20 protein-coding genes are annotated in these 19858 nt (G+C 67.5%); 5 read left to right on the top strand and 15 right to left on the bottom strand.

Annotated features, from left to right (window positions below; all coding sequences use genetic code 11):
* Positions 1 to 51: 51 nt before the first annotated feature.
* The 5 genes from plsX to MLJ35_RS02325 all read right to left on the bottom strand — a co-directional run bounded on the left by plsX (position 52) and on the right by MLJ35_RS02325 (position 3891).
* Complete coding sequence (plsX, locus tag MLJ35_RS02345) at positions 52 to 1077, bottom strand: phosphate acyltransferase PlsX (RefSeq protein WP_243382674.1); 1026 nt, start codon at positions 1075 to 1077, stop codon at positions 52 to 54.
* A 10-nt stretch (positions 1078 to 1087) separates the two neighbouring features.
* Entirely contained in the window at positions 1088 to 1273 is a 186-nt protein-coding gene (rpmF, locus tag MLJ35_RS02340) for a 50S ribosomal protein L32 (protein WP_243286464.1), read from the bottom strand.
* Positions 1274 to 1317: 44 nt separating this feature from the next.
* Positions 1318 to 1851 carry a YceD family protein gene (locus tag MLJ35_RS02335; RefSeq protein ID WP_243320233.1) on the bottom strand — a complete coding sequence of 178 codons (534 nt, stop codon included), beginning with the start codon at positions 1849 to 1851 and terminating at the stop codon, positions 1318 to 1320.
* The gene (locus MLJ35_RS02330; protein WP_243382672.1) at positions 1848 to 2348 is read right to left on the bottom strand and encodes a type II secretion system protein; all 501 of its coding nucleotides are present in this window, start codon (positions 2346 to 2348) and stop codon (positions 1848 to 1850) included. The genes MLJ35_RS02335 and MLJ35_RS02330 overlap by 4 nt, the downstream gene beginning before the upstream one ends.
* 88 nt (positions 2349 to 2436) lie before the next feature.
* Positions 2437 to 3891, bottom strand: a complete 1455-nt coding sequence (locus MLJ35_RS02325; RefSeq protein ID WP_243382671.1) for a sigma-54-dependent transcriptional regulator — start codon at positions 3889 to 3891, stop codon at positions 2437 to 2439.
* Between the two features lie 335 nt (positions 3892 to 4226).
* On the opposite strand from MLJ35_RS02325, the gene MLJ35_RS16075 reads away from it, so the two are divergent.
* From MLJ35_RS16075 to rfaD, 5 genes are all read left to right on the top strand, one after another.
* Positions 4227 to 5345, top strand: a complete 1119-nt coding sequence (locus MLJ35_RS16075) for a glycosyltransferase family 4 protein (RefSeq protein WP_243382669.1) — start codon at positions 4227 to 4229, stop codon at positions 5343 to 5345.
* 163 nt (positions 5346 to 5508) lie between these two features.
* Positions 5509 to 6477, top strand: coding sequence for a glycosyltransferase family 9 protein (locus tag MLJ35_RS02315; RefSeq protein ID WP_243382667.1), 969 nt, complete (start codon positions 5509 to 5511; stop codon positions 6475 to 6477).
* 28 nt (positions 6478 to 6505) lie between these two features.
* A complete protein-coding gene (locus MLJ35_RS02310; RefSeq protein ID WP_243382665.1) occupies positions 6506 to 7468 on the top strand; it encodes a DUF1573 domain-containing protein in 963 nt (320 codons plus the stop codon).
* 67 nt (positions 7469 to 7535) lie between these two features.
* Positions 7536 to 8486, top strand: a complete 951-nt coding sequence (locus tag MLJ35_RS02305) for a DMT family transporter (protein WP_243382663.1) — start codon at positions 7536 to 7538, stop codon at positions 8484 to 8486.
* A 117-nt stretch (positions 8487 to 8603) separates the two neighbouring features.
* Positions 8604 to 9539, top strand: coding sequence for an ADP-glyceromanno-heptose 6-epimerase (rfaD, locus tag MLJ35_RS02300; RefSeq protein WP_243382661.1), 936 nt, complete (start codon positions 8604 to 8606; stop codon positions 9537 to 9539).
* A gap of 8 nt (positions 9540 to 9547) precedes the next feature.
* Here rfaD and MLJ35_RS02295 read toward each other — a convergent pair whose 3' ends face one another.
* The 10 genes from MLJ35_RS02295 to nuoL all read right to left on the bottom strand — a co-directional run bounded on the left by MLJ35_RS02295 (position 9548) and on the right by nuoL (position 19842).
* Entirely contained in the window at positions 9548 to 10714 is a 1167-nt protein-coding gene (locus MLJ35_RS02295) for a PP2C family protein-serine/threonine phosphatase (protein WP_243320215.1), read from the bottom strand.
* A gap of 32 nt (positions 10715 to 10746) precedes the next feature.
* On the bottom strand, positions 10747 to 11085 hold the full coding sequence (locus tag MLJ35_RS02290) for an anti-sigma factor antagonist (protein WP_243286474.1): 339 nt from the start codon (positions 11083 to 11085) through the stop codon (positions 10747 to 10749).
* Entirely contained in the window at positions 11079 to 12248 is a 1170-nt protein-coding gene (locus tag MLJ35_RS02285; protein ID WP_243382659.1) for a TIGR04552 family protein, read from the bottom strand. Before MLJ35_RS02285 ends, MLJ35_RS02290 begins: the two co-directional genes overlap by 7 nt.
* Positions 12249 to 12344: 96 nt before the next feature.
* A complete protein-coding gene (locus MLJ35_RS02280) occupies positions 12345 to 12644 on the bottom strand; it encodes an ATP synthase F0 subunit C (protein WP_243286476.1) in 300 nt (99 codons plus the stop codon).
* Between the two features lie 172 nt (positions 12645 to 12816).
* Complete coding sequence (atpB, locus tag MLJ35_RS02275) at positions 12817 to 13548, bottom strand: F0F1 ATP synthase subunit A (protein WP_243320211.1); 732 nt, start codon at positions 13546 to 13548, stop codon at positions 12817 to 12819.
* A gap of 12 nt (positions 13549 to 13560) precedes the next feature.
* Positions 13561 to 13995: a hypothetical protein gene (locus MLJ35_RS02270; protein WP_243382657.1), complete on the bottom strand. Its 435-nt coding sequence runs from the start codon at positions 13993 to 13995 to the stop codon at positions 13561 to 13563.
* Positions 13988 to 14269, bottom strand: a complete 282-nt coding sequence (locus MLJ35_RS02265; protein WP_243382656.1) for an AtpZ/AtpI family protein — start codon at positions 14267 to 14269, stop codon at positions 13988 to 13990. Before MLJ35_RS02265 ends, MLJ35_RS02270 begins: the two co-directional genes overlap by 8 nt.
* Before the next feature lie 57 nt (positions 14270 to 14326).
* On the bottom strand, positions 14327 to 15790 hold the full coding sequence (locus MLJ35_RS02260) for an NADH-quinone oxidoreductase subunit N (RefSeq protein WP_243382654.1): 1464 nt from the start codon (positions 15788 to 15790) through the stop codon (positions 14327 to 14329).
* Positions 15790 to 17481, bottom strand: a complete 1692-nt coding sequence (locus MLJ35_RS02255; RefSeq protein WP_243382652.1) for a complex I subunit 4 family protein — start codon at positions 17479 to 17481, stop codon at positions 15790 to 15792. The genes MLJ35_RS02260 and MLJ35_RS02255 overlap by 1 nt, the downstream gene beginning before the upstream one ends.
* 21 nt (positions 17482 to 17502) lie before the next feature.
* Positions 17503 to 19842 (bottom strand): NADH-quinone oxidoreductase subunit L, encoded by a 2340-nt coding sequence (gene nuoL, locus MLJ35_RS02250; RefSeq protein WP_243382650.1) that lies wholly within the window; start codon positions 19840 to 19842, stop codon positions 17503 to 17505.
* Positions 19843 to 19858 lie beyond the last annotated feature (16 nt).

Genomic DNA, 19858 nt, shown 5'->3' with positions numbered 1-19858 from the left:
TCAGATGACGATACATCCGTGTTTATCCGTGTTCATCCGTGGCAGATAGGATCAGTCCTGCGGGAGAAGCAGCGCCACGCGCTCCTGGATGCGCTCGTGGAGGCGGTGCTCGGCGGCGCGCAGGGCGGCGCGGATGGCGTTGCGCACGGCCTTGTGGTCGCTGCGGCCGTGGCCGATGATGCTCACGCCCTTCACGCCCAGCAGCGGTGCGCCGCCGTACTCCGCATAGTCGAGCTTCTGCTTGAACCGCTTCATGGCGGGCTTCGCGAGAAGGCCCGCCAGCTTGGTGATGGGCGACTCCATGAAGCTGTCCCGCAGGCCGCCGATGATGCCTTCGGCCAGGGCCTCGCTGGACTTCAGGACGACGTTGCCCACGAAGCCGTCACAGGCGATGACGTCGAAATTGCCGTTCCAGATGTCCCGCCCTTCGGCGTTGCCCTCGAAGCGGATCTCCATCTCGCGGAGCATGGCGGAGGCGTCCTTGGTCACGTCCGTGCCCTTGCCGTCCTCCTCGCCCACGCTGAGGATGCCCACGCGGGGCCGCTCGAGGCCGAGCACTTCCTCGGCATAGACCGAGCCCATCACGGCGAACTGGGCGATGTGCTCCGCCCGGCAGTCCACGTTGGCGCCCACGTCCAGGAGCACCGTGGGCGCTCCCTTCATGTTGGGCAGGACGCTGGCCAGGGCCGGCCGGTCCACGCCCTCGAGCTTGCCGATGACGAGGCTGGAGGCCACCATGGCGGCGCCGGTGTGGCCCATGGACACCACGCCGTGGGCCTGCCCCTCGCGGACGAGCTGGGCGGCGACACGGATGGAGCTGTCCTTCTTCTCCTTGAGGATGCTGGTGGCCTTGTCCTCCATGACCACGGTCTGGGAGGCATGGACCACTTCCGCGCGGGTCAGCAGCTCCGGCGTGAAGCCGTGGCGGGCCAGCTGCGGACGGAGCACCGCCTCATCCCCGACGAGGAGAAGGAAGAGTCCCGGCCAGGCCTGGAGGGCCTCCCGGGCGCCCAGCAGCGTCGCATGGGGAGCGTGGTCGCCCCCCATGACGTCCAATGCGATGCGATGACCGTCCACCGGACGGCTCTTAGGCGTTCTCGGCGACGCGGACGGCCAGCTTGCCGCGATAGAAGCCGCAGCTGGGGCACACGCGGTGGGGCAGCTTGGGGGTCTGGCAGTTGGGGCAGGTGCTGGCGCTCATGGCCTCCAGCGCGTCGTGGGTGCGCCGGCGGTCGCGGCGGGCCTTGGAATGGCGGCGCTTGGGATTCGGCATGGCTTGCTCCTAGGGGGAAAACGCAAAGTTCCAGGTTAAGGGTTTCAGGATTCCGGGTCCAGCTTGATTCCCGCCAGCGCCTTCGTGAGGGCCCGGTTGAGGGCGGAGGGGGCCTGCGCGGATCCGGTCGGGCACTGGCAGGGGCCCTTGTTCCAGTTCTTGCCGCAGGTGGGACAGAGCCCCTTGCAGTCCTCGGCGCAGAGGGGATGCATGGGGGCCTGGAGCTCGAACTGCTCCCGCACCAGCTCAGTCTCGTCCAGCGTGTCCTCCGGCAGGAAGACCACGTCCAGATCTTGCGAGCCCAGGGTATGGGAGCCGCGGCCCACCAGGTCGGGATCCTTGCTGCCCAGGAACTGGCTCTCCACGGAGATGGGCCGGTCCAGGGGCACAAGGCAGCGGCTGCAGGCCCCCTGCCACACCGCCTGGCCCTTCACCTCCAGGAAGACATCGCCGTCCGAGGCCAGCGCGAACACCGACCAGGCCAGATCCCGCAGGGACACGCCCCCCTCCAGGGCCACCTCGTCGGTGGTGCCGTTCAGGCGGAGGCCCTCCAGGGGCAGCTTGTGGAGATCGATCACTTGGGGGCTCCAGCGTCCGCGGCAGGAGCGTCCGCCTTGGGCGCCGCCGTGCTGCCCGCCCCGCTGACGGGCGAGGAACCGGTCACCTGGCCAGGGGTCCGGACGATGGGGCCGGCGTCTTCCTGGTTGCCGGGGTCGCCGGCGCACTTTAGCTCGTACGTGCCCCGGCTGGACTTGCCCTCGTAGGGCTGGCCAAAGGGATCCTGGGCAGCCATGCCCACCTTGATGAGGCTCTCCTTCACCAGGGAGGAGTTGCCGTCCACCATGGCGTCGAAGCTGGCGAAATCCGGGAAGCGGCCATGCTTGAGGTAGTACTGGTCGAGCCCCTCGGCCACGATCTTGAGATCGTCCTGGGCCTTGAGGTAGCGGGCCTGGGCGGAGTGCTTCTTGTACTGGGAGAAGCCGAGGGTGCCCAGGACGGCGATGATCATCATCGCCACCAGGAGCTCCAGCAGGGAGAATCCCTGGTCTCGTCGGCGGGCGTGGGTCGGGGTCATGGGAGGGTCCGCGGTGAGGGCTCGTCTGCAGTGCATCCGAGCGTTACAGTGTGCCAGAAATGGCTGAAAAAACAAGGATCCATCAGCATCATGCGTCCTTGCCGCCCTCGGTTCCGCCGCCTTCCTCCACCGCGACGGGGGGGAAATCCTCGGGCCAGGGGAAGTCCTGGGGCAGGGCCTCCAGGCCCCCGAGTTCGGCCAACCAGTAGCGGTAGGCCCGGAAGCTCATGCCCAGCCGCTTGCCCGCCTTGGTCTTCACCCCGCCGACTTCTTCCAGGGCGCGCTTGAGGAAGTGGCCCTTGAGGGCGTTGATCCAGGCCTCCAGGTCGAAGCCCTCCGGGGGGATGGTCAGGGGAGCCGGGCGCCCCGCGCCTTCGCTGACGCCAGCCTGGCCGAAGCCGTCGGGCAGCAGGTCCCGGGTGATCGGTCCGCCAGCGTTGAGGGCCACGCAGCGCTCCATGAGGTTCTCCAGCTCCCGCACGTTGCCCGGGAACCGGTAGGCCAGGAGCTGGGCCATGGTGTCCGCGTGGAGCTGCATTGGCGGCTTGCCCAGTTTCTGGCAGAACCGGCGGATGAAATGCTCCGCGAGGATGGGCAGATCATCCAGGCGCTCCCGCAGGGGCGGCAGCTCGATCTGGAGGATGTTCAGCCGGTAGAAGAGATCCTCACGGAAGGCGCCGGATTCGGACCGGGCCCGCAGATCCCGGTTGGTGGCGGCGATGACGCGCACATCCACGGGCCGCTCCTCCGTGGCCCCCAGCCGGCGGACCCGCCGTTCCTGCAGGGCCCGCAGCAGCTTCACCTGCAAGGGCAGCGGCATCTCGCCGATCTCGTCCAGGAAGAGGATCCCGCCGCCGGCCTCCTCGAAGAGCCCGCGCTTCATGGCCCCGGCCCCGGTGAAGGCCCCCTTCTCGAAGCCGAACAGCTCGCTTTCCAGCAGGGCCTCGGGCAGGGCCCCGCAGTTCACGGGGATGAAGGGGCCCTTGGCCCGGTCGGAATAGCGGTGGATGAGCCGGGCCACCACTTCCTTGCCGGTGCCGCTCTCGCCGGTGAGCAGCACCGTCGTGTCGGCGCGCGAGACCTTGCCGATGAGGGCGTTGATCTTCCGCATGGTCGGGCCCACGCCCACCAGCTCGCCCAGGTCCTGCGGCAGCGGGGCCTCGGGTTCCGCCGCGGCCAGCAGGCCCTTCAGCATTCCGATGAGCTCCTCGTGCTTGAAGGGCTTGGTGATGAAGTCCACGGCGCCCTGGTTGAGGGCCTGCACGGTGGTCTCCGTGGTGGCGTAGGCGGTCATGATCACCACCGGCGTCTCCAGGCCCTGCTCCTTCATCCAGGTGAGCAGCTCGATGCCGGAGCCGTCCTTCAGCTTCAGGTCCGAGAGCACGCCGTCGAAGGTGGTCTCCCGGAGAGCCTGCCGCCCCTCCTCGATGCCCGAAGCGGCCTCGCACTTGAAGCCGGCCCCCTCCAGGGCCAGGGTCAGCACCTCCCGAAGGCCGGGTTCGTCCTCCACCAGCAGGATCCGTTGGGTCGAGACGAGGGACATGGCAACCTGGAGAAGTGACGCGTTAGGTCAGTTACCCTATCTTGAACCTCAGGGGTCTGATTTCAAAATGGGGTGTGGCCGCGCAGGGGGCACCGCCCAAGCGAGACAAGGAAAGCGACGATGGCAATAGCGGCACTATTGGCGAGGAGCTTGACGCAGTATCGCGCCGGGCGCTGCCCCCTGCCCTTCGGGACGGGCCCAGCCGCGCGCCCAGGTGCGTTGGTGGCCTTGAACGATGTCCCGCATCGCCCTGCGGCCGCCGCCTTCCTGGATCACGCGGCTGGACCCGTCGCGGCTCGCATCCATTTTGAAAACAGACCCCTAGCTGGAGTCCCGTGAAGCACGTCGTGTTCGCGCACCGGAAACTCTCCTTCGGAGGAGGCGAGCGGGTGCTCCTGGAGCAGGTGGCGGCCCTGGCGGGGCTGCCCGTGAAGGTCAGCGTGATCTTCCGGAAGGAGCCCGGGAAGCGCGACATCGAGCCCGAGCTGCGGCAGCGGAACCCGAACGTGGCCGAGGTGCTCCACCTCCCCGGCGCCCTGGGCGCCTTCCGCTGGCTGCGCCGGACGCGCCCGGACCTCCTGGTGCTCTGCAACCACAAGGGCGTGCAGCGGGCCCTGCCCTGGCTGGCGCGGTTCGGCCTGCGCCTCCCCACTGTCCTCACCCTGCATGAGCACTACGAGCGCCACCTGCGGAAGTACCGCGGCGTGCGAAGCCTCGTGGACCGCTGGATCTGCACCTACGACTTCACCGCCGCGGTGCGGCAGCACCTCAGCGCCGCCCCGTGCAGCATCATCCACCCCCTGTACCCGCGAGCGGTGGTGGAACCTGTGGACGCGGAGGCGAAGCGCGCAGCGCGCCGGGCGCTGCGCGTACCGGAAGACGCGGTGGTGGTGGGCTACGCCGGGCAGATGGATGCCCGGAAGGCGACCGCGGACGTGATCCGCTTCGCCGCCCGGCTGGGAGAGCAGGTGCCGGGCCCCCTGCACCTGCTGCTGGCGGGCCGGGAAGACCAAGCCTACGCCCAGGAGATCCAGGATGCGCTGGTGGGCGAGAGGTTGCTGGACCACTGCACCCGTACGGGCCCGCTCAAGGACCTCTCCCCCGCCTTCGCGGCCCTAGATCTCTACGTCATGACCAGCCGCAACGAGGGCTTCTTCCCCCTGGCCCTCATCGAGGCGTTGGAGCGGGGCGTGCCCGTACTGGCGCCCACCGTGGGCGGCATCGGGACCATGCTGAAGGACGGCGAGGGCGGCTTCCTCATCCCCAAGCCCGACGACCGCAAGACCATCGAGGATGGCCTGCTTCGCGCGGCCGCTGCCCGGATCGCCCCCCTGCTGGCGGATCCCGCCGCCTGGGAAGTCCAGCGCGCGAAGGCCCACGCCTTCGGCACGGCCCTCACCCGGGACTACGACGCCGCGGCGAAGTTCCGCGAGGCGGTGGCGCCGTGGCTGTGATCCCCGAGCACGCCACCTGGGTACGACTCCCGCGATTCGTCGGCGACGACGGGGCCCCCTCTGCGATCGCAAGCCAGAGGCGCGGTGGGAGCAGGAGCACTGCGCGGGGCGCGGTGCGATCGGGGGGTAGTCCCAAGCGGCGAGCCCCGCTGGAGCTTTCGAAATGACCGCCGTGATCCCACACCACGCCACCTGGGTGCGCTTCCCGCGATTCGTGGGCGACGCCGCCATGCAGCTTCCCGTGCTGCGCCTGCTCCGGGAGATCGACGCTGGCCCCCTGGTCGTCTGGGGACCGAAGACCACCGTGGGCCTGGTGGCGGAGACGTGGTTCTGCGATGCGGCGCTGCCGGACGAGGGCAAGCCCGGCCCCTGCGCCATGGCGCGGATCCTCCGTGAGCACCGCGCCGCCCGCAGCATCCACTTCCCGAAGTCCCTGCGGCCCGCCCTGGCGGCTTGGCTGGCGCGGGTGCCCGAACGCATCGGGGTGGACGAGAGCCTGGCGGGCCCCTTCAATACCCACAGCGGCCCCTTCTGGGACGCGGAAGGCCCCTTCCTGCTGCGCTACCACGCGGTGCTGAAGCGGCGCTGGCCGGACCTGCCGCCCATGCCCTACGCGGACTTCGATCCGCAGGTGGCCATCGGCAAGCCCGCGGGGCGCTACCTCTGCCTGATGCCAGGCTCCACCTGGCCCTCCAAGGCCTGGCCTGTGGCGCACTACCGGACCCTGTTGCTGAAGGCCAGGTCTGAAGGCTACGCCGTGGCGGTGCTGGGCTCGCCGGATGAGGCCCCCGCCTGCGCGGCGGTAGCCGGGACCGAGGGCCTGGATCTCTGCGGGAAAACCACCCTCAAGGAGGCCGCCGCCTGGATGCGCGGCGCCGCGGCGGTGCTGGGCAACGACTCGGGGCTCAGCCATCTGGCCGCCGCCACCGGCGCGCCCGTGCTGGCCCTCTACGGCGCCACGGACCCCGGCGGGTCCACCCCCTGGGGACCGAAGAGCCGCGGCCTGCGCAAGGATGGCGTCCCCTGCGCCCCCTGCTTCAAGCGGGACTGCTTCATTCCCGGCCACCCCTGTCTTGAGGGGATCGGACCGGATCAGGTCTGGGCCGCCCTCCGCGACCTGATCTGCGGATAGAATCACACTTCTTCCCGACGAGGTCCCGATGCTCCGCCGCCTCTTCTTCGCCTGCGCCGCCGTCACGCTCATGGCCCAGGCCCCCGCCATCCACTTCGACAAGACCCACCACGATTTCGGCCGCATCACGCCGGACCGGAAGGTGGCCGCGAAGTACCGCGTGACCAACACCGGCAACGCCATCCTGAGCATCACCCAGGTGCGGCCCAGCTGCGGCTGCACGGCCACGGTCATCGGCAAGTGGTCCATCGCGCCGGGCGAGAGCACCGACCTGGAGGCCACCTTCGATCCGCGGGGCCTCAAGGGCGGCGTGCGCAAGTCCATCGAGGTGGTCTGCAACGATCCGAAGGCTCCGGCCACCAGCCTGACCCTCGAGGCCGAGGTGGTGCAGGAGATCATGCCCTCGGTCGAATCCGTCTACTTCCACAACGCCCCCAAGTCCGCCACCTCGCGCAGCACCGTCCGTTACGCCAGCGGCAACGGCGAGCCGGTCCAGGTCGTGGACGTGAAGGCTCCTGGGGCCCCCTTCCTCGCCTTCGCCTACCGGCAGGAGGGCAAGGACCTGGTCCTGGAAGTCGCCTTCGACGGCCGCAAAGTGCCCGCCGGCCGGTTCCGCGGCGTGGAACAGGCCACGGTGCACTTCACGAACCCCCGCATGAGCCAGATGGGCCTGAACATCCAGTGGGAGCTGAAGCCCTCGATCCAGGCCACGCCGGTCGAGCTGGTCTTCCAGGACGCGGCCGGCAAAGAGCTGCGGCAGAAGCTCGCCCTCAAGCAGGCGGACGGCCACGCCTTCCGCGTCACCGGAACCCGGTGTTCCCTCACGGGCGTCCGGGTGGAGGGCCTGGGCCAGCGTTCCGCCAGCCAGGAGCTGTCCGTGGTGCTGCCCGCCTCCTTGAAGGCCGGGCGGTACAGCGAAGTCCTGTCCCTGACCACCGACGACCCGGACCAGCCGGAATTGACGATCCGCCTGGCTGCGATCTTGAAATAACAGCAGAACGTCAAAGACTTCGCGATTCCTCCTTCGCCCATCCCGGGTGGGGCGATAGCCTGGAGGGATGCCGGAATCCCGCAGGTCGCACCTCATCGCCGTCTTCGCCATGGCCTCCATCGCGGCCGTATGGGGCGGCGGCTTTCCCGCCACCAAGTACTGCCTCCAGGCGGGCCTTTCGGTGGGGACCCTGCTGACCCTGCGCTTCGCCATCGGGACCGCGGGACTGGGCCTGATGCTGCTGGTGCTGCGCGTGCCCATCCGGCGCCGGGACGCCCTGGACGGCCTCTGGCTGGGTCTCGTGCTGGCCACCATCTTCTGGGTGCAGACCGACGGTCTCCGGTTCACCTCGCCGTCCAAGTCTGGCTTCATCACGGGGCTCTACGTCATCTTCACCCCGCTGGTGGCGCTGCTGGCCGGCGACCGCCTGCGGGCCTCGCATGGGCTGGCCGCCCTGGTGGCCGTCACGGGCCTGGTGCTGCTCGTCCGGGTTCCGGGCGCGGCCTGGGGGGGCTGGACCCGGGGCGATTCCGAGACGCTCCTGGCGGCGGTGTTGTGCGGCTTCCACATCGTGATGACAGCCCACTTTTCACGCCGGTCCTCCGGGTGGGTGCTGGCCTTCATCCAGGTGGCCGTCACGGGGGCGATCTCCCTGGCCATCACGCTGGCCCTCCCGGCGCCGTACAGCTTCCAGGGGTCCGGCGCCGCCCTCGCCCACGTGGGCACCTGGATCTCCCTGGGCTTCATGGGACTGCTGGCCACCACCCTCGCCTTCTACGTGCAGAGCACCATGCAGGCCCGTCTGGGGGCGACGGAGAGCGCCATCCTGTTCAGCCTCGAACCGGTCTGGACGCTGGCCATCTCCGTCAGCGGCTTCGTCCCGGGCATCCGGGAGCACCTCAGCCCAACGCAGCTCGCCGGCGGCCTGTTGATCTTCGCCGCCACCTTCGTGGCCGAGCTGGGACCGAGACTGCTGAAGCGGTTCCAGCGGCCGGAGGCCGAAGAGGCCATCGGTTAGGGGCCGTTGCGGAGCGCCTGGCCAGGCCGGGGCACTCCGTTACGGCCCCTGATGCCGTCGGCCAGTGAATTTGGGCGACGGCGAAGCCGGTATCCTGTAGGAGAAGAGGAGTCGGGCATGTTCATCGTCACGGGCGGCGCGGGATTCGTGGGCAGCAACCTGGTGCGGGAGCTGAACCGCCGGGGACACACGGACATCCTCGTGGTGGACAACCTGGCCCGGGCGGAGAAGGCCCGGAACCTGGCGGACCTGACCCTCTCGGACTACATGGACAAGCGGGAGTTCCGGGCCCGGCTGGATGCGGGCACCCTGGACCTGCGGCCCGAGGCCGTGTTCCACAACGGCGCCTGCTCCGACACCATGGAGACCGACGGCCGCTACATGATGGAGAACAACTACGGGGACTCGAAGGCCCTGCTCCACTGGTGCCTGGCCCGGAAGACGCCCCTGGTCTACGCCAGCAGCGCGGCCACCTACGGCGCCAGTACGGACTTCGAGCCGGTGCCGGCGAACGAGGGCCCCCTCAACGTCTACGGATACTCCAAGCTGGCCTTCGACCAGCACGTGCGGAGCCTGATGGCCGCCATCCAGAGCCCCGTGGTGGGCCTGCGCTACTTCAACGTGTTCGGCCCCCGGGAGGGACACAAGGGCCGCATGATGTCCGTGCTGCACCAGCTCCTGCGCCAGCTGAAGGAGGAGGGCGTCTGCCGCCTCTTCGAGGGCACGGAGGGCTACGGCGACGGCGAGCAGCGGCGCGATTTCATCTTCGTGGGCGACATCGTGGCCATCAACCTGCACTTCGGCGGCGGAGCCATGGCCAAGGGCATCGTCAATGCGGGCACCGGGAAGGCCCGCAGCTTCAACGACATCGCGAAGACCCTCATCGCCCACCTGGGGCAGGGCCGCATCGAGTACATCCCCTTCCCCGACGCCCTGCGAGGGAAGTACCAGAGCTTCACCCAGGCGGACGTGCGCAGCCTGCGCGCCACGGGCTACATCGCCCCCTTCACGGAGCTGGAGGCCGGCATCGCCGCCACCCTCGCGGAGATCTAGGCGGAAATCTAGCCCCTGCGGTCCAGCACCACGAGCGTCACGTCGTCCACGAAGGGCGCCGGGGCGTTGAAGCTCCGGGTCTGGGCGATGATCGCGGCCGCGGCGTCCTCCGCCCCGGCTGGCAGCTCGGCGCAGATGCGGCGCAGTCCGGCCTCCTCGAGCATGGTGCGGTCCTCCCGCTCCACCTCCACCAGGCCGTCCGTGTACAGCACCAGGCGGTCTCCGGGGAGAAACTCCGCGTCGTGCTCCATGAAGGGCAGCTGGACGTCCAGCCCCAGCATGAACCCCTTGCCCCGCAGCACCTCGGAGCGCTGGAGCCCCCCCTGGGACCCCCGCACGATGCGCAGCGGCGCGCAGTGGCCGGCCGCCACGTAGCGGATGCGGTTCGTGGCGGGATCCAGGCGGCCCAGCCAGGCCGTGGCGAACTGCTCGGCCAGGGTGGAGCGGCACAGGTCCTCGTTCATGCCCGTGGCCCAGGCCAGGGGCTCACCGCCCAATCGGACCTGGTTTTCGAAGGAGGTCTTCACCATGGCGGAGATGAGCGCGGCGGTGACGCCGTGGCCGCTCACGTCGGCGATCATCATGGCCGTGCTGCCGTCCGGCAGCGGCAGGACCGCGTAGATGTCCCCGCCGATGCCGGCGGCCGGCAGGTAGCAGTGGGTGTAGCGAACCCCGGGCCCCTCGCCGGGAAGCTTGGGCAGCAGGCCCATCTGGAGCGCGGCGGCGAGCTCCATCTCCTCCTGCACCCGCTCCTGGAAGGCAGTCAGCTCCTTGTTCTGGCGCCTGATCTCCTTCTGCATCCCGATGAGGCGGAAGGTGGAATCCACCTTGGCCAGCACCTCCTGGGCGTGGAAGGGCTTGGGAATCATGTCGTCGGCGCCGATGCTGAGGCTGCCGATGCGCGAGGCCGTCCCGTCCAGGGCCGAGAGGATGATGAAGTAGACGTCCTGGGTGGCAGGATCGCTCTTCACCCGCTTGCACAGCTCGTCCCCGGACATCTCGGGCATGCGAAGGTCCGAGATGATGAGATCCGGCTTCAGGCGGGTCATCTCCGCGATCGCCTCCACGCCGTGGCCCGCGGTCAGGACCTGGTAGCCCGCCCGCTTGAGGTAGAAGCTGAGGATGTCCCGGATGGGCGCTTCATCATCCACCACCAGGACCACGCCCTTGGCCATGCAGACCCTTCAGGAAGGCCCCTGCGGGGCCGTCACGCCCCGCGGAGGGCGTCCTGCTCCGTGGCGAAGATGGAGAAGTAGTTGGTGAGGTTCGTCTGGTCGAAGGTCTTCTTCACCGGCGCCGGAAGGCAGGACAGGTGGAGCTTGCCGCCGGACTTGTCCACGCTGTTCCGGGCCGCGACGAGCAGGCCCAGGCCCGAGGAATCAATGAAGCTGACGCCCTCCAGGTTGATCACCAGGAGCTTGGGCTGGGCCGTGGCCACCGTTTCCCGGATCACATCCCGCAACTGGGCGGTCACTTCGAAGTTGACCTTGCCCTGGATCGACACCACGGAAGCAGTGCCTTCTTGGCGGGTCTGGATGTTCAACATGGCTCCTCCTGAAGAATTCCCTGAAGCACTCTCCGGCGCGCAGCGTCACGCTGGCGTTGCTTGTATTCCGAATGGGATGCTGGACCTGAACGTGAGCTTTGAAACCCTGATTGTTCCATCACTTGGACTTCGTGTGCGAAGAAGAAAGTAAACTCCTCCTGTTCCTGGATCAACTCTGGAATCCGGGCGAGGTCCGCCAGGTCCTCGTGTCCCAGGCCCCGGAGGCGGTCCTGGAGGGTTTCAAGCACGGAGGCGCCGGGGCCCGGGAGGCGGATCAGGGTGCGCGCCGTGAACTGGATGGCTGAATAATCCTTGCTGGAAAATGGGTTCTGTTCAATGCCGCCGGTTTTGAGGGCCAGCGTTCTGCTGAGGGCCTGCCGTTCTTCGGGGCTCAGGTCCTGGATCTGGAACAGAGGCGGCAGGGTCTCCGTCCAGGCGGCCAGGGCGTTCAGGTCGATCATCAGGTTCCGGCTGCGGCTGGGCTTGATGTGGGTGGGCATCAGCACGTGGTGGTCCAGCAGGAAGCGGATGGCCATGAGCACGCCCAGCCGGTCCTCGGCCACGAACCGGATGCCGATCTGGTCGTAGATGGTCTCGGCGACGTTCTCGGGCTTGTGGAGCATCTTCAGGAGCATGGAGACGCGGTCCTTGTTCTCCTTGCGCTCCACGGCCACGAGCGGCACCTCGTAGGCCCCCCGCAGCAGCCAGCGCCCCTCCTCGCACACCAGGAACTGGTCGTAGCGGCTGAACACCTGGCGCTGGATCTCCGGGAGGTACCGGAGGTTCACGTTGTGGTCCACGTGGAAGAGGGTGTGCATCACCCGCAGGATCGCGCAGGCCCAGCGGCCACTGAGCGTACGCGGGCGCTCCGAGGCCCAGACCAGGAGGTCGAGGGGGTCCCCGACGGCCCGCAGCTCGTTCGGAACATGCAGGTTCGTACCTTCCAGCACCACCCCTTCGAGGAAGTCGATGGCGTCCTCGTAGATCTTCACGACCTTGGCCCGTTGAGCGGGGACGCTCATGTCGTAACCGTAGTTGAGGGCGAAGGTCCAGGCCTCGTCGGAGGACTGGATGCGCAGACCCTCGAGGTCGATGGGCGACCCCCCGCCGAGGATCACCTGGGTGACCTCCGGCGGCATGGGAAATAGGGCATGGTGGCGCATGACGTCCAGCATCTTTACCGACTTTCCTCAGTATGAATCATAAAAAAACGGGGCGCCCCGGAAAAGGAACGCCCCGTTTCTGGAACCACTTCGATCCTACTTGATGGCGAACGCGGCCACGAGCACGTAGATCACGAGGGCCTCGATGAGGGCCAGGCCGATGATCATGGTGGTGCGGATGTTGCCGGCGGCCTGGGGGTTGCGGGCCACGCCCTCGCAGGCGGCGACCACGGCCTTGCCCTGGGCCAGACCGCAGCCGGCGGCGGCGATGGCGAGGGCGATGTGGGCGGTGAACTGGCCCTCGAAGAGGCTCTTCGTGGCAGCGGCGGGGGCGCCCTGCGCGAAGGCGACGGCGGCCAGGGTGAACAGGAAGGCGGTGGTGAGGAACTTCTTCATGGTGGTGCTCCTAGATGGTGCCCGAAGGGTTCGGAATCCCGCGGACGGTGAAGGGGAAACGGCGGATGGCATTGCCAGGAAGGGCGGATGCGGGGATCAGGGTCTGCCGGAGACTCGCATCGGGGGGTTCTGGGGGGCCGTCGCCCGCCAAGCGGGCGCCCCCCGGACGACGCTAGTGCTCGTGGGAGACGGCGCCACTCAAGTAGATGGTGGCCAGCATGGTGAACACGAAGGTCTGGATCAGGCCGAAAAAGAGGCCCAGGAACATCATGGGCACCGGCAGGAGGATGGGCATCAGGCCGAAGAAGATGCCGGCCACCACGTGCTCGCCGGCGATGTTGCCGAAGAGACGGAGGGAGTGGCTGAGGATGCGGCTGAGCAGGCCCAGGATCTCCAGCGGGAACATCAGGATCGACAGCCACCAGATGGGGCCGGCGAAGTGGGCCCAGTACTTCAGGAATCCCTGTTCCTTCATCCCATGGAAGTTGTAGTAGCCGAACACCACGAGGGCCGCGCCCAGCGTCACGTTCCAGTTGCTGGTGCCGGGGCTGAGGCCGGGCAGGAGGCCGAAGAGATTGTTGAAGAAGACGAAGAGCGCCATCGTCCCGATGAAGGGCAGGTACTTCTCCCCGTGGTGGGCGATGTTGTCGTTGATCATGCCCTTGAGCCACTCGACCACGCCCTCGAACATCTGCTGGAGGGGACCGGGGATCCGGGAGAGGTTCTTCCGCACCACGGCCGTGAAGAGCATGGTCACCAGAGCCGCCAGGGCCGCGTTCAGCAGATGGTCGTAGCGCTCGAGGATGGACAGCGCCGCCCCGTGGGCGAAGCCGGGCCAGGGGTGCTGCGACAGGTGCAGGACCTGGGTAAGCCACTGGGCGAGCAAGGATGCGTGGTGTTCCATCTCGGTCGAACCTCAATCAGGCGGCGTGGCTTCAGGTTTCCGGAAGGCCAGGCGGAGGGCTTCCAGCAGGATACCGGCCACAAAGAGAAGCACTCCCATGGCCAGCGGCAGGGCTTCCGCCGGGTATCTCCCCATCATCCCACGCAGCACCAGCGCGATCAACGCCAGTTTGCCGATGGACAGGAAGCCGTAGAGCCACCTCCGGCGCACCGACGGCGTCAACATGCGGGCCGTCAAGTAGCGGTGGAGCACCCAGAAGCCCAGGCTGGCCATGGCCCCCACGCCGAAGGCCAGGGCCGCGGTCCAGGAGCGCAGAAACCCCCAGAGGAGAACGCCCAGGAGGCCCAGGGCCACCATGGCCCAGGTCACCCGGCGGAGATGATCCTCGCCTTCGTCCAAGACCTGGCCCCCGCCCTCGCCCGGGCCTGCGCCCCCGCCCTCACTCATGGCGGTCCTTCCCGTCCTTCAGGCGCTTGAGTTCCTCGGCATCCCGCTTCGCCATTCGCTGGTTCACCTTGTAGAGTTCCCAGAAGGCCGTGACGATGCCCCAGACCAGGCCCACCCACTGCCCCGCCGCCGCGTGGCCGAACCGCCCGCCGATCCAGCGCCCGAGGAAGAACCCCAGGGCGATGCAGATGGGAAAGGTGAGGCCCAGGGACATGAGGTCGCCCCACAGGGCCCGTTCCCCGGGATCCGATCCCTCATTCCGCTTGAAGATCACCTGAACCCCAACGAAAAGGCGCGGGTTGCCCCGCGCCTCCCAGTGTACGGCCGAGGCCTACACCCACGTAACCTTAGAAGCCCAGTCCACCAGCCAGGGCCCGAACGCCGTGGCCACCAGGACCAGAGCACAGGCCAAGGTCACCACGAAGACCGAGGTGGCGCCCATGGGGACGGCCTCGCCCTCGGGCTCCCGGAAGTACATCTCCTTCACCACGCCCAGGTAGTAGTAGGCGCCCACGGCGCTGGTGAGCAGCGCGATGACGGTGAGGGTGACGAAGCCCTGCTCGATGGCCAGCTTGAAGAGGTAGAACTTGCCGAAGAAGCCGGCCAGGGGCGGAATGCCGGCCAGGCTGAGCATGAAGACCATCATGGCGAAGGCCAGCACGGGATGCTTGCGTCCCAGGCCCTTGAAGTCCTCGATGCGCTCGCCCTCGCCCTTGCCCTGGAGGTAGATCACCACGGCGAAGGCGCCGGTGTTCATCACGATGTAGATGAGCATGTAGAGCCACACGGCCTGGGCCCCGGCCCGGGGATCGCCCGAGAGGACGCCCAGCAGCATGTAGCCCACGTGGGCGATGCTCGAGTAGGCCAGCAGGCGCTTCATGCTCTCCTGCCTCACGGCGGTGACATTGCCCAGGATCATGCTGGCCCCGGCGATGTAGCTGAGGGGCAGGACCCACTCGCTGGACACCCCGTGGAGGCCGGCGCCGAAGACCCGCAGGAAAGCGGCCAGGGCGGCGGCCTTCGGAGCGGTGGCCATGAACATGGTGATGGGGGTCGGGGCGCCCTCGTAGGCGTCCGGCGACCACATGTGGAAGGGGACTGCGGCCACCTTGAAGGCCATGCCCATCAGCACCATGAGCACGCCGGAGAACACCAGGAGGTTGCTGGTGGTGGGCGTCAGCGCCAGCGCCTGGTTCAGGTCCGCCAGGTTGGTGGTGGTGCCGCCGGCCGCGCCATAGAGCAGGCTGATGCCGTAGACGAGGATGCCGCTGGAGAAGGCGCCGAGCAGGAAGTACTTCATGCCCGCTTCCACGCTGGTGGCGCGGTCCCGGAGGTACGCCACCAGGATGTAGATGCAGATGGCCATCAGCTCGAGGCTGAAGTACACGGAGATGAGGTCCGAGGCGCCGCAGAGGAAGAGCATGCCCGCCAGGGAGAACAGGATCAGGGCGTAGTACTCGACCGTCTGCTGCTTGAGCCCGTTGAGCAGCTTCACGCTGAGGGCCACGGTGGCCGCGGCGCCCAGCACGCACAGCATCTCGAAGCCCCGGGTGAGGCCGTCCATGCGGAACATGCGGGAGAAGCCTTCGCCGTCCGGCACGCGGCCGATCAGGGCCGCCGTGATGGCGAGGACCACCAGGGTGATGGGCGCCCACCGGTGCTTCTCGTTCCGGTTGAAGAAGAGGTCGCCGGGCCACAGCATGAGCGTGGCCACGACCATCAGGAAGAGTTGGGGCGTGATGAGGTGCGTGTCCCGAAGGAGCGCGTCCAGAAGCCCCTGTGCGAAGCCGGTCATCAGTGGCCTCCGCCGTGGCCATGGGTTTCAGGGGCAGCAGCTTCGTGGACGGGAGCCTCGTGACCGGCGGGGGCGGCTTCATGGCCGGCAGGCGCCGTTTCCTCGTGGTGGGCCGGGGCGGTCATCCCTTGCATGCCGAGCTTGGCGGCGACAGCCTGCTGGGCGGCCAGGGACTGGGCGGCGTGGTAGCCGGGGGTGATCTGCTCGACGAGCTTCTTCACCGGCGCGTCCATCACGTCCATGATCGGCTTGGGATACATCCCGATCCAGAAGGCAGTCACCACCAGGGGCGCGAAGTAGAGCACCTCGCGGAGGTTGAGGTCGTCCATCTTCTCGTTGACGGCGGTGATGGGTCCGAACATCACGCGCTGGTACATCCACAGCAGGTAGGCGGCGCCGAGGATGATGCCCAGGGTGGCGACGACGGCGGCCCAGGGGAAGGCCTGGAAGGCGCCCATGAGGACCACGCCCTCGCCGATGAACCCGTTCAGCAGGGGAAGGCCCAGGCTGCTCATGGTCATGATCATGAAGATGGTGGCGTAGACGGGCATGCTCTTCGAGAGCCCACCGAAGTCCGCGATCATGCGGGTGTGCCGGCGCTCGTAGACGATGCCCACCGCGAGGAAGAGCCCGCTGGTGCTGATGCCGTGGTTGATCATCTGGAACAGGCCGCCCTTGATGCCGTAGGGGTTCAGGGCGAAGAGGCCCAGCATGCAGATACCCAGGTGGCTGACGGAGGAGTAGGCCACCAGCTTCTTCATGTCCTTCTGGATCATGGCCACCAGGGCGCCGTAGATGATGCCGATGAGGGACAGGCCAATGAACCAGGGCAGCAATTCCTTGGTGGCGGTCGGCAGAATGGGCAGCAGGAACCGGACGAAGCCGTAGGTGCCCATCTTCAGGAGGATGGCGGCGAGGATGACTGAACCAGCCGTGGGCGCCTGCACGTGGGCGTCCGGCAGCCAGGTGTGGAAGGGGAACATCGGCACCTTGATGGCGAAGCCGATGAAGAAGGCCAGGGCCAGGAGTACCTGATAGGTCTTGGTCTGCTGGGCGATCACAGGGGCCATGGCCTGGAAGCTGGCCAGGGAGAAGTCGTAGACGCCCGTCGTCTTGTGCTGCAGGAAGTAGATGGCGAGGATGGCCACCAGCATCAGCACGCCGCCGGCCAGGGTGTAGAGGAAGAGCTTGATGGCCGCGTAGAGCTTCTGCGGGCCGCCCCAGATGGCAATCAGGAAGTACATCGGCACCAGCATGACTTCCCAGAACAGGTAGAAGAGGAACATGTCCTGGGTGATGAACACGCCGAGCATGGCCGTCTGGAGGACCAGCATCCAGATGTAGTACTCCTTGTGGCGCTCCGTGATGGAGCTGAAGGAGCAGGCGATGGCGATGGGGCCGATGAAGGTGGTCAGCAGCCAGAGCAGGAGGCTGATGCCGTCCATGCCCACGCTGAACTTCACCCCGATGGAGGGGATCCAGTTCCAGGCCTGGGCCCACTGGACCGCGTCGCTAGCCCGGTCATAGCCGAACCAGAAGACGACGCTCATCAGGAAGCTGACGATCATCACCAGCAGGGAGCCGATCTCGAAGACCCGGCGCTGGTCCTTGGGCACGAGAAGCAGGACCAGCGCCCCCAGAAGGGGCAGAAAGGTCGCCACCAGCATCAGTGTCGTGTTTGCGGTGAACATGGGGACTCCGACCAATGAGGGCTAGACGAGGAATTTCCAGAAGGCGATGACGAGGAAGCCGAGGAACATCACGAAGGCGTAGTGCTGCACGCGGCCGCTCTGGACGCTGCGGAAGACCTGGCTGGTCTCCTGCACCATGTACTCGACGAGGTCGACGGTGCCGTCCACCAGGTATTCGTCCACCCAGTGCGAGAGCTCGGCCCAGAGGACCGTCATGCGGGCCGCGCCGTTCACCATGCCGTCCACCACCCAGGTGTCGAAGCTCCAGAGCTGGGCGGAGAAGCGCTTGATGGGCTCGATGAGGGCCGCCTCGTAGAACTCGTCCACATAGTACTTGGCGTTCACCCAGCGGTAGAGGTTCGGGAAGCGGGCCACGAAGGCCTTGGCCCGGCCCCAGCTGGGATCCACCTTGTAGATCCACCAGGCGAGGATCATGGCGCCGGGGGCCCAGATGAAGGTCGCCCAGGCCATGAGGCCGTACTCGATGGCGGGCGGTACGTGCTCGCCGTGGTGGACGGGCGCCGCCTGGTAGAGGATCGGCTCGATCCACTTGCTGAACAGTTCGGCCGGCACAATGGGCAGGATTCGGTGGAGGCTCTCGGGGTAGTTCAGGAAGCCGCCGACCACCGCCAGGCCCGCGAGAATGGCCACCGGCAACCACATGCGCCAGGAGACCTCGTGGGGATGGTGGCCGGGAACGAAGTCATGGTCCTCCGGGTCATCCACGTGATGGTCGTGCGCCTTGCCCAGCTCGTGGGCGTGGTTCTCTGGGTGGCCGGGGACCTCCGGGGCGTGCGCCACATGAGCGTGGTCGCCGTGGCCGTGGTCATCGTGGCCATGGTGGGCCTCCGACTGCACCGACAGGCCCCAGGGATCGTCGCCCGCGCCGCGGTAGTTGCCGTAGAAGGTCATGGCGATGAGACGGGTCATGTAGAAGGCGGTGCAGAAGGCGCCGAGCATGCCCAGGATCCAGGCCACCAGGTTCAGCGTGGGGCCCGTGTAGTGGCCGTGCTGGTACCAGCCCTCGAACACCTTCCAGAGGATCTCGTCCTTGGAGAAGAAGCCCGAGAAGGGGAAGATGCCCGCGATGGCGAAGGTCGCCAGGATCATGCTCATGGCCGTGATGGGCATGAGCTTCTTGAGCCCGCCCATGTTCCGCATGTCCTGCTCGTGGTGGCAGGCGGCGATCACGGCGCCCGACCCGAGGAAGAGGCTGGCCTTGAAGAAGGCGTGGGTGAAGACGTGGAACATGCCGGCGCTGAAGGCCCCGGCGCCCATGCCCATGAACATGAAGCCCAGCTGGGACACGGTGGAGTAGGCCAGCACCTTCTTGATGTCGTACTGGGCCAGGCCCATGGTGGCGGCGACGAAGGCCGTCAGGGAGCCGAAGGCCAGCACCACGGCGAGCGCCACCGGGGCGTTCACGTAGATGAAGTTCAGCCGGGTGATCATGTAGAGGCCGCTGGTGACCATGGTGGCGGCGTGGATCAGGGCGCTCACCGGCGTCGGGCCGGCCATGGCGTCCGGCAGCCAGACGTACAGGGGGATCTGCGCGGACTTGCCCATGGCGCCCACGAAGAGGCAGCAGCCGATGAGGTTGAACCACCAGGTGGGGCTCGCGGTGTGGCCGTAGAGCGTGATGGCCGGCATGGTCGCGATGCCGCGGACCGAGCCCATCAGCGTGTCGTAGTCGAGGGTGCCGAAGACCTGGAAGATCAGGAAGAAGCCGATCATGAAGCCGAAGTCGCCGATGCGGTTCGTGACGAAGGCCTTCTTTCCGGCGACGGCGGCGAACTCCTTGTCGAAGTAGAAGCCGATGAGCAGGTAGGAGCAGAGGCCCACCCCTTCCCAGCCCAGGAACATCATCAGGATGTTGGCGCCCAGCACCAGGTTCAGCATGCTGAACACGAAGAGGTTCATGTAGGCCATGAACCGGTAGTAGCGTCCGTCGTTGCGCTCCTCCGCCATGTAGCCGGTGCTGAACAGGTGGATCAGGAAGCCGGCGCCCGAGACCAGGAGGGCCATGCAGCCGCTCAGCACATCGAACTTGTAGGCCCACTCGAACTTGGCGGTGGTGAGTCCCCCCAGCACGTGGGCGCCACCGATGCTGAACCAGGTCCAGAGGCTCTGGTGGATGGAGCGGCCCTCGGCCGGCAGGCCGGCCAGCTGGACGAAATGCCAGATCGTGAGCAGGAAGGCCAGGCCCACGCTGCCGAGGGCGAGGGTATCCACGATGGCGGTGTTTCGCAGCTTGCGGCCGCTCAGACCGTTGATGAGGAACCCGAAGAAGGGCAGGAAGGGGATCAGCCAAAGGTAGCTGCCGGCCTGGGAGGCGGCTGTGGCGGCGTGCGTCAGGGTCATTTCGGCACTCATGGTC

The organism is Geothrix alkalitolerans, assembly GCF_022808885.1.
Taxonomy (GTDB): domain Bacteria; phylum Acidobacteriota; class Holophagae; order Holophagales; family Holophagaceae; genus Geothrix; species Geothrix alkalitolerans.
Note: the sequence above shows the minus strand (reverse complement) of the source record. Positions and strands in the feature narration are given on the sequence as shown.

Excerpts from the sequence above, each read along its gene's own strand:
- MLJ35_RS02325 (WP_243382671.1), bottom strand. The coding sequence starts at position 3,891 with ATGTCCCTCGTCTCGACCCAACGGATCCTGCTGGTGGAGGACGAACCC.
- MLJ35_RS02260 (WP_243382654.1), bottom strand. The coding sequence starts at position 15,790 with ATGACCGGCTTCGCACAGGGGCTTCTGGACGCGCTCCTTCGGGACACG.
- MLJ35_RS02295 (WP_243320215.1), bottom strand. The coding sequence starts at position 10,714 with ATGGCCAAGGGCGTGGTCCTGGTGGTGGATGATGAAGCGCCCATCCGG.
- MLJ35_RS02255 (WP_243382652.1), bottom strand. The coding sequence starts at position 17,481 with ATGTTCACCGCAAACACGACACTGATGCTGGTGGCGACCTTTCTGCCC.
- rfaD (WP_243382661.1), top strand. The coding sequence starts at position 8,604 with ATGTTCATCGTCACGGGCGGCGCGGGATTCGTGGGCAGCAACCTGGTG.
- MLJ35_RS02290 (WP_243286474.1), bottom strand. The coding sequence starts at position 11,085 with ATGTTGAACATCCAGACCCGCCAAGAAGGCACTGCTTCCGTGGTGTCG.
- atpB (WP_243320211.1), bottom strand. The coding sequence starts at position 13,548 with ATGGAACACCACGCATCCTTGCTCGCCCAGTGGCTTACCCAGGTCCTG.
- MLJ35_RS02330 (WP_243382672.1), bottom strand. The coding sequence starts at position 2,348 with ATGACCCCGACCCACGCCCGCCGACGAGACCAGGGATTCTCCCTGCTG.
- MLJ35_RS02310 (WP_243382665.1), top strand. The coding sequence starts at position 6,506 with ATGCTCCGCCGCCTCTTCTTCGCCTGCGCCGCCGTCACGCTCATGGCC.
- MLJ35_RS02280 (WP_243286476.1), bottom strand. The coding sequence starts at position 12,644 with ATGAAGAAGTTCCTCACCACCGCCTTCCTGTTCACCCTGGCCGCCGTC.
- nuoL (WP_243382650.1), bottom strand. The coding sequence starts at position 19,842 with ATGACCCTGACGCACGCCGCCACAGCCGCCTCCCAGGCCGGCAGCTAC.
- MLJ35_RS02270 (WP_243382657.1), bottom strand. The coding sequence starts at position 13,995 with ATGAGTGAGGGCGGGGGCGCAGGCCCGGGCGAGGGCGGGGGCCAGGTC.
- MLJ35_RS02315 (WP_243382667.1), top strand. The coding sequence starts at position 5,509 with ATGACCGCCGTGATCCCACACCACGCCACCTGGGTGCGCTTCCCGCGA.
- rpmF (WP_243286464.1), bottom strand. The coding sequence starts at position 1,273 with ATGCCGAATCCCAAGCGCCGCCATTCCAAGGCCCGCCGCGACCGCCGG.
- MLJ35_RS02305 (WP_243382663.1), top strand. The coding sequence starts at position 7,536 with ATGCCGGAATCCCGCAGGTCGCACCTCATCGCCGTCTTCGCCATGGCC.
- MLJ35_RS02285 (WP_243382659.1), bottom strand. The coding sequence starts at position 12,248 with ATGCGCCACCATGCCCTATTTCCCATGCCGCCGGAGGTCACCCAGGTG.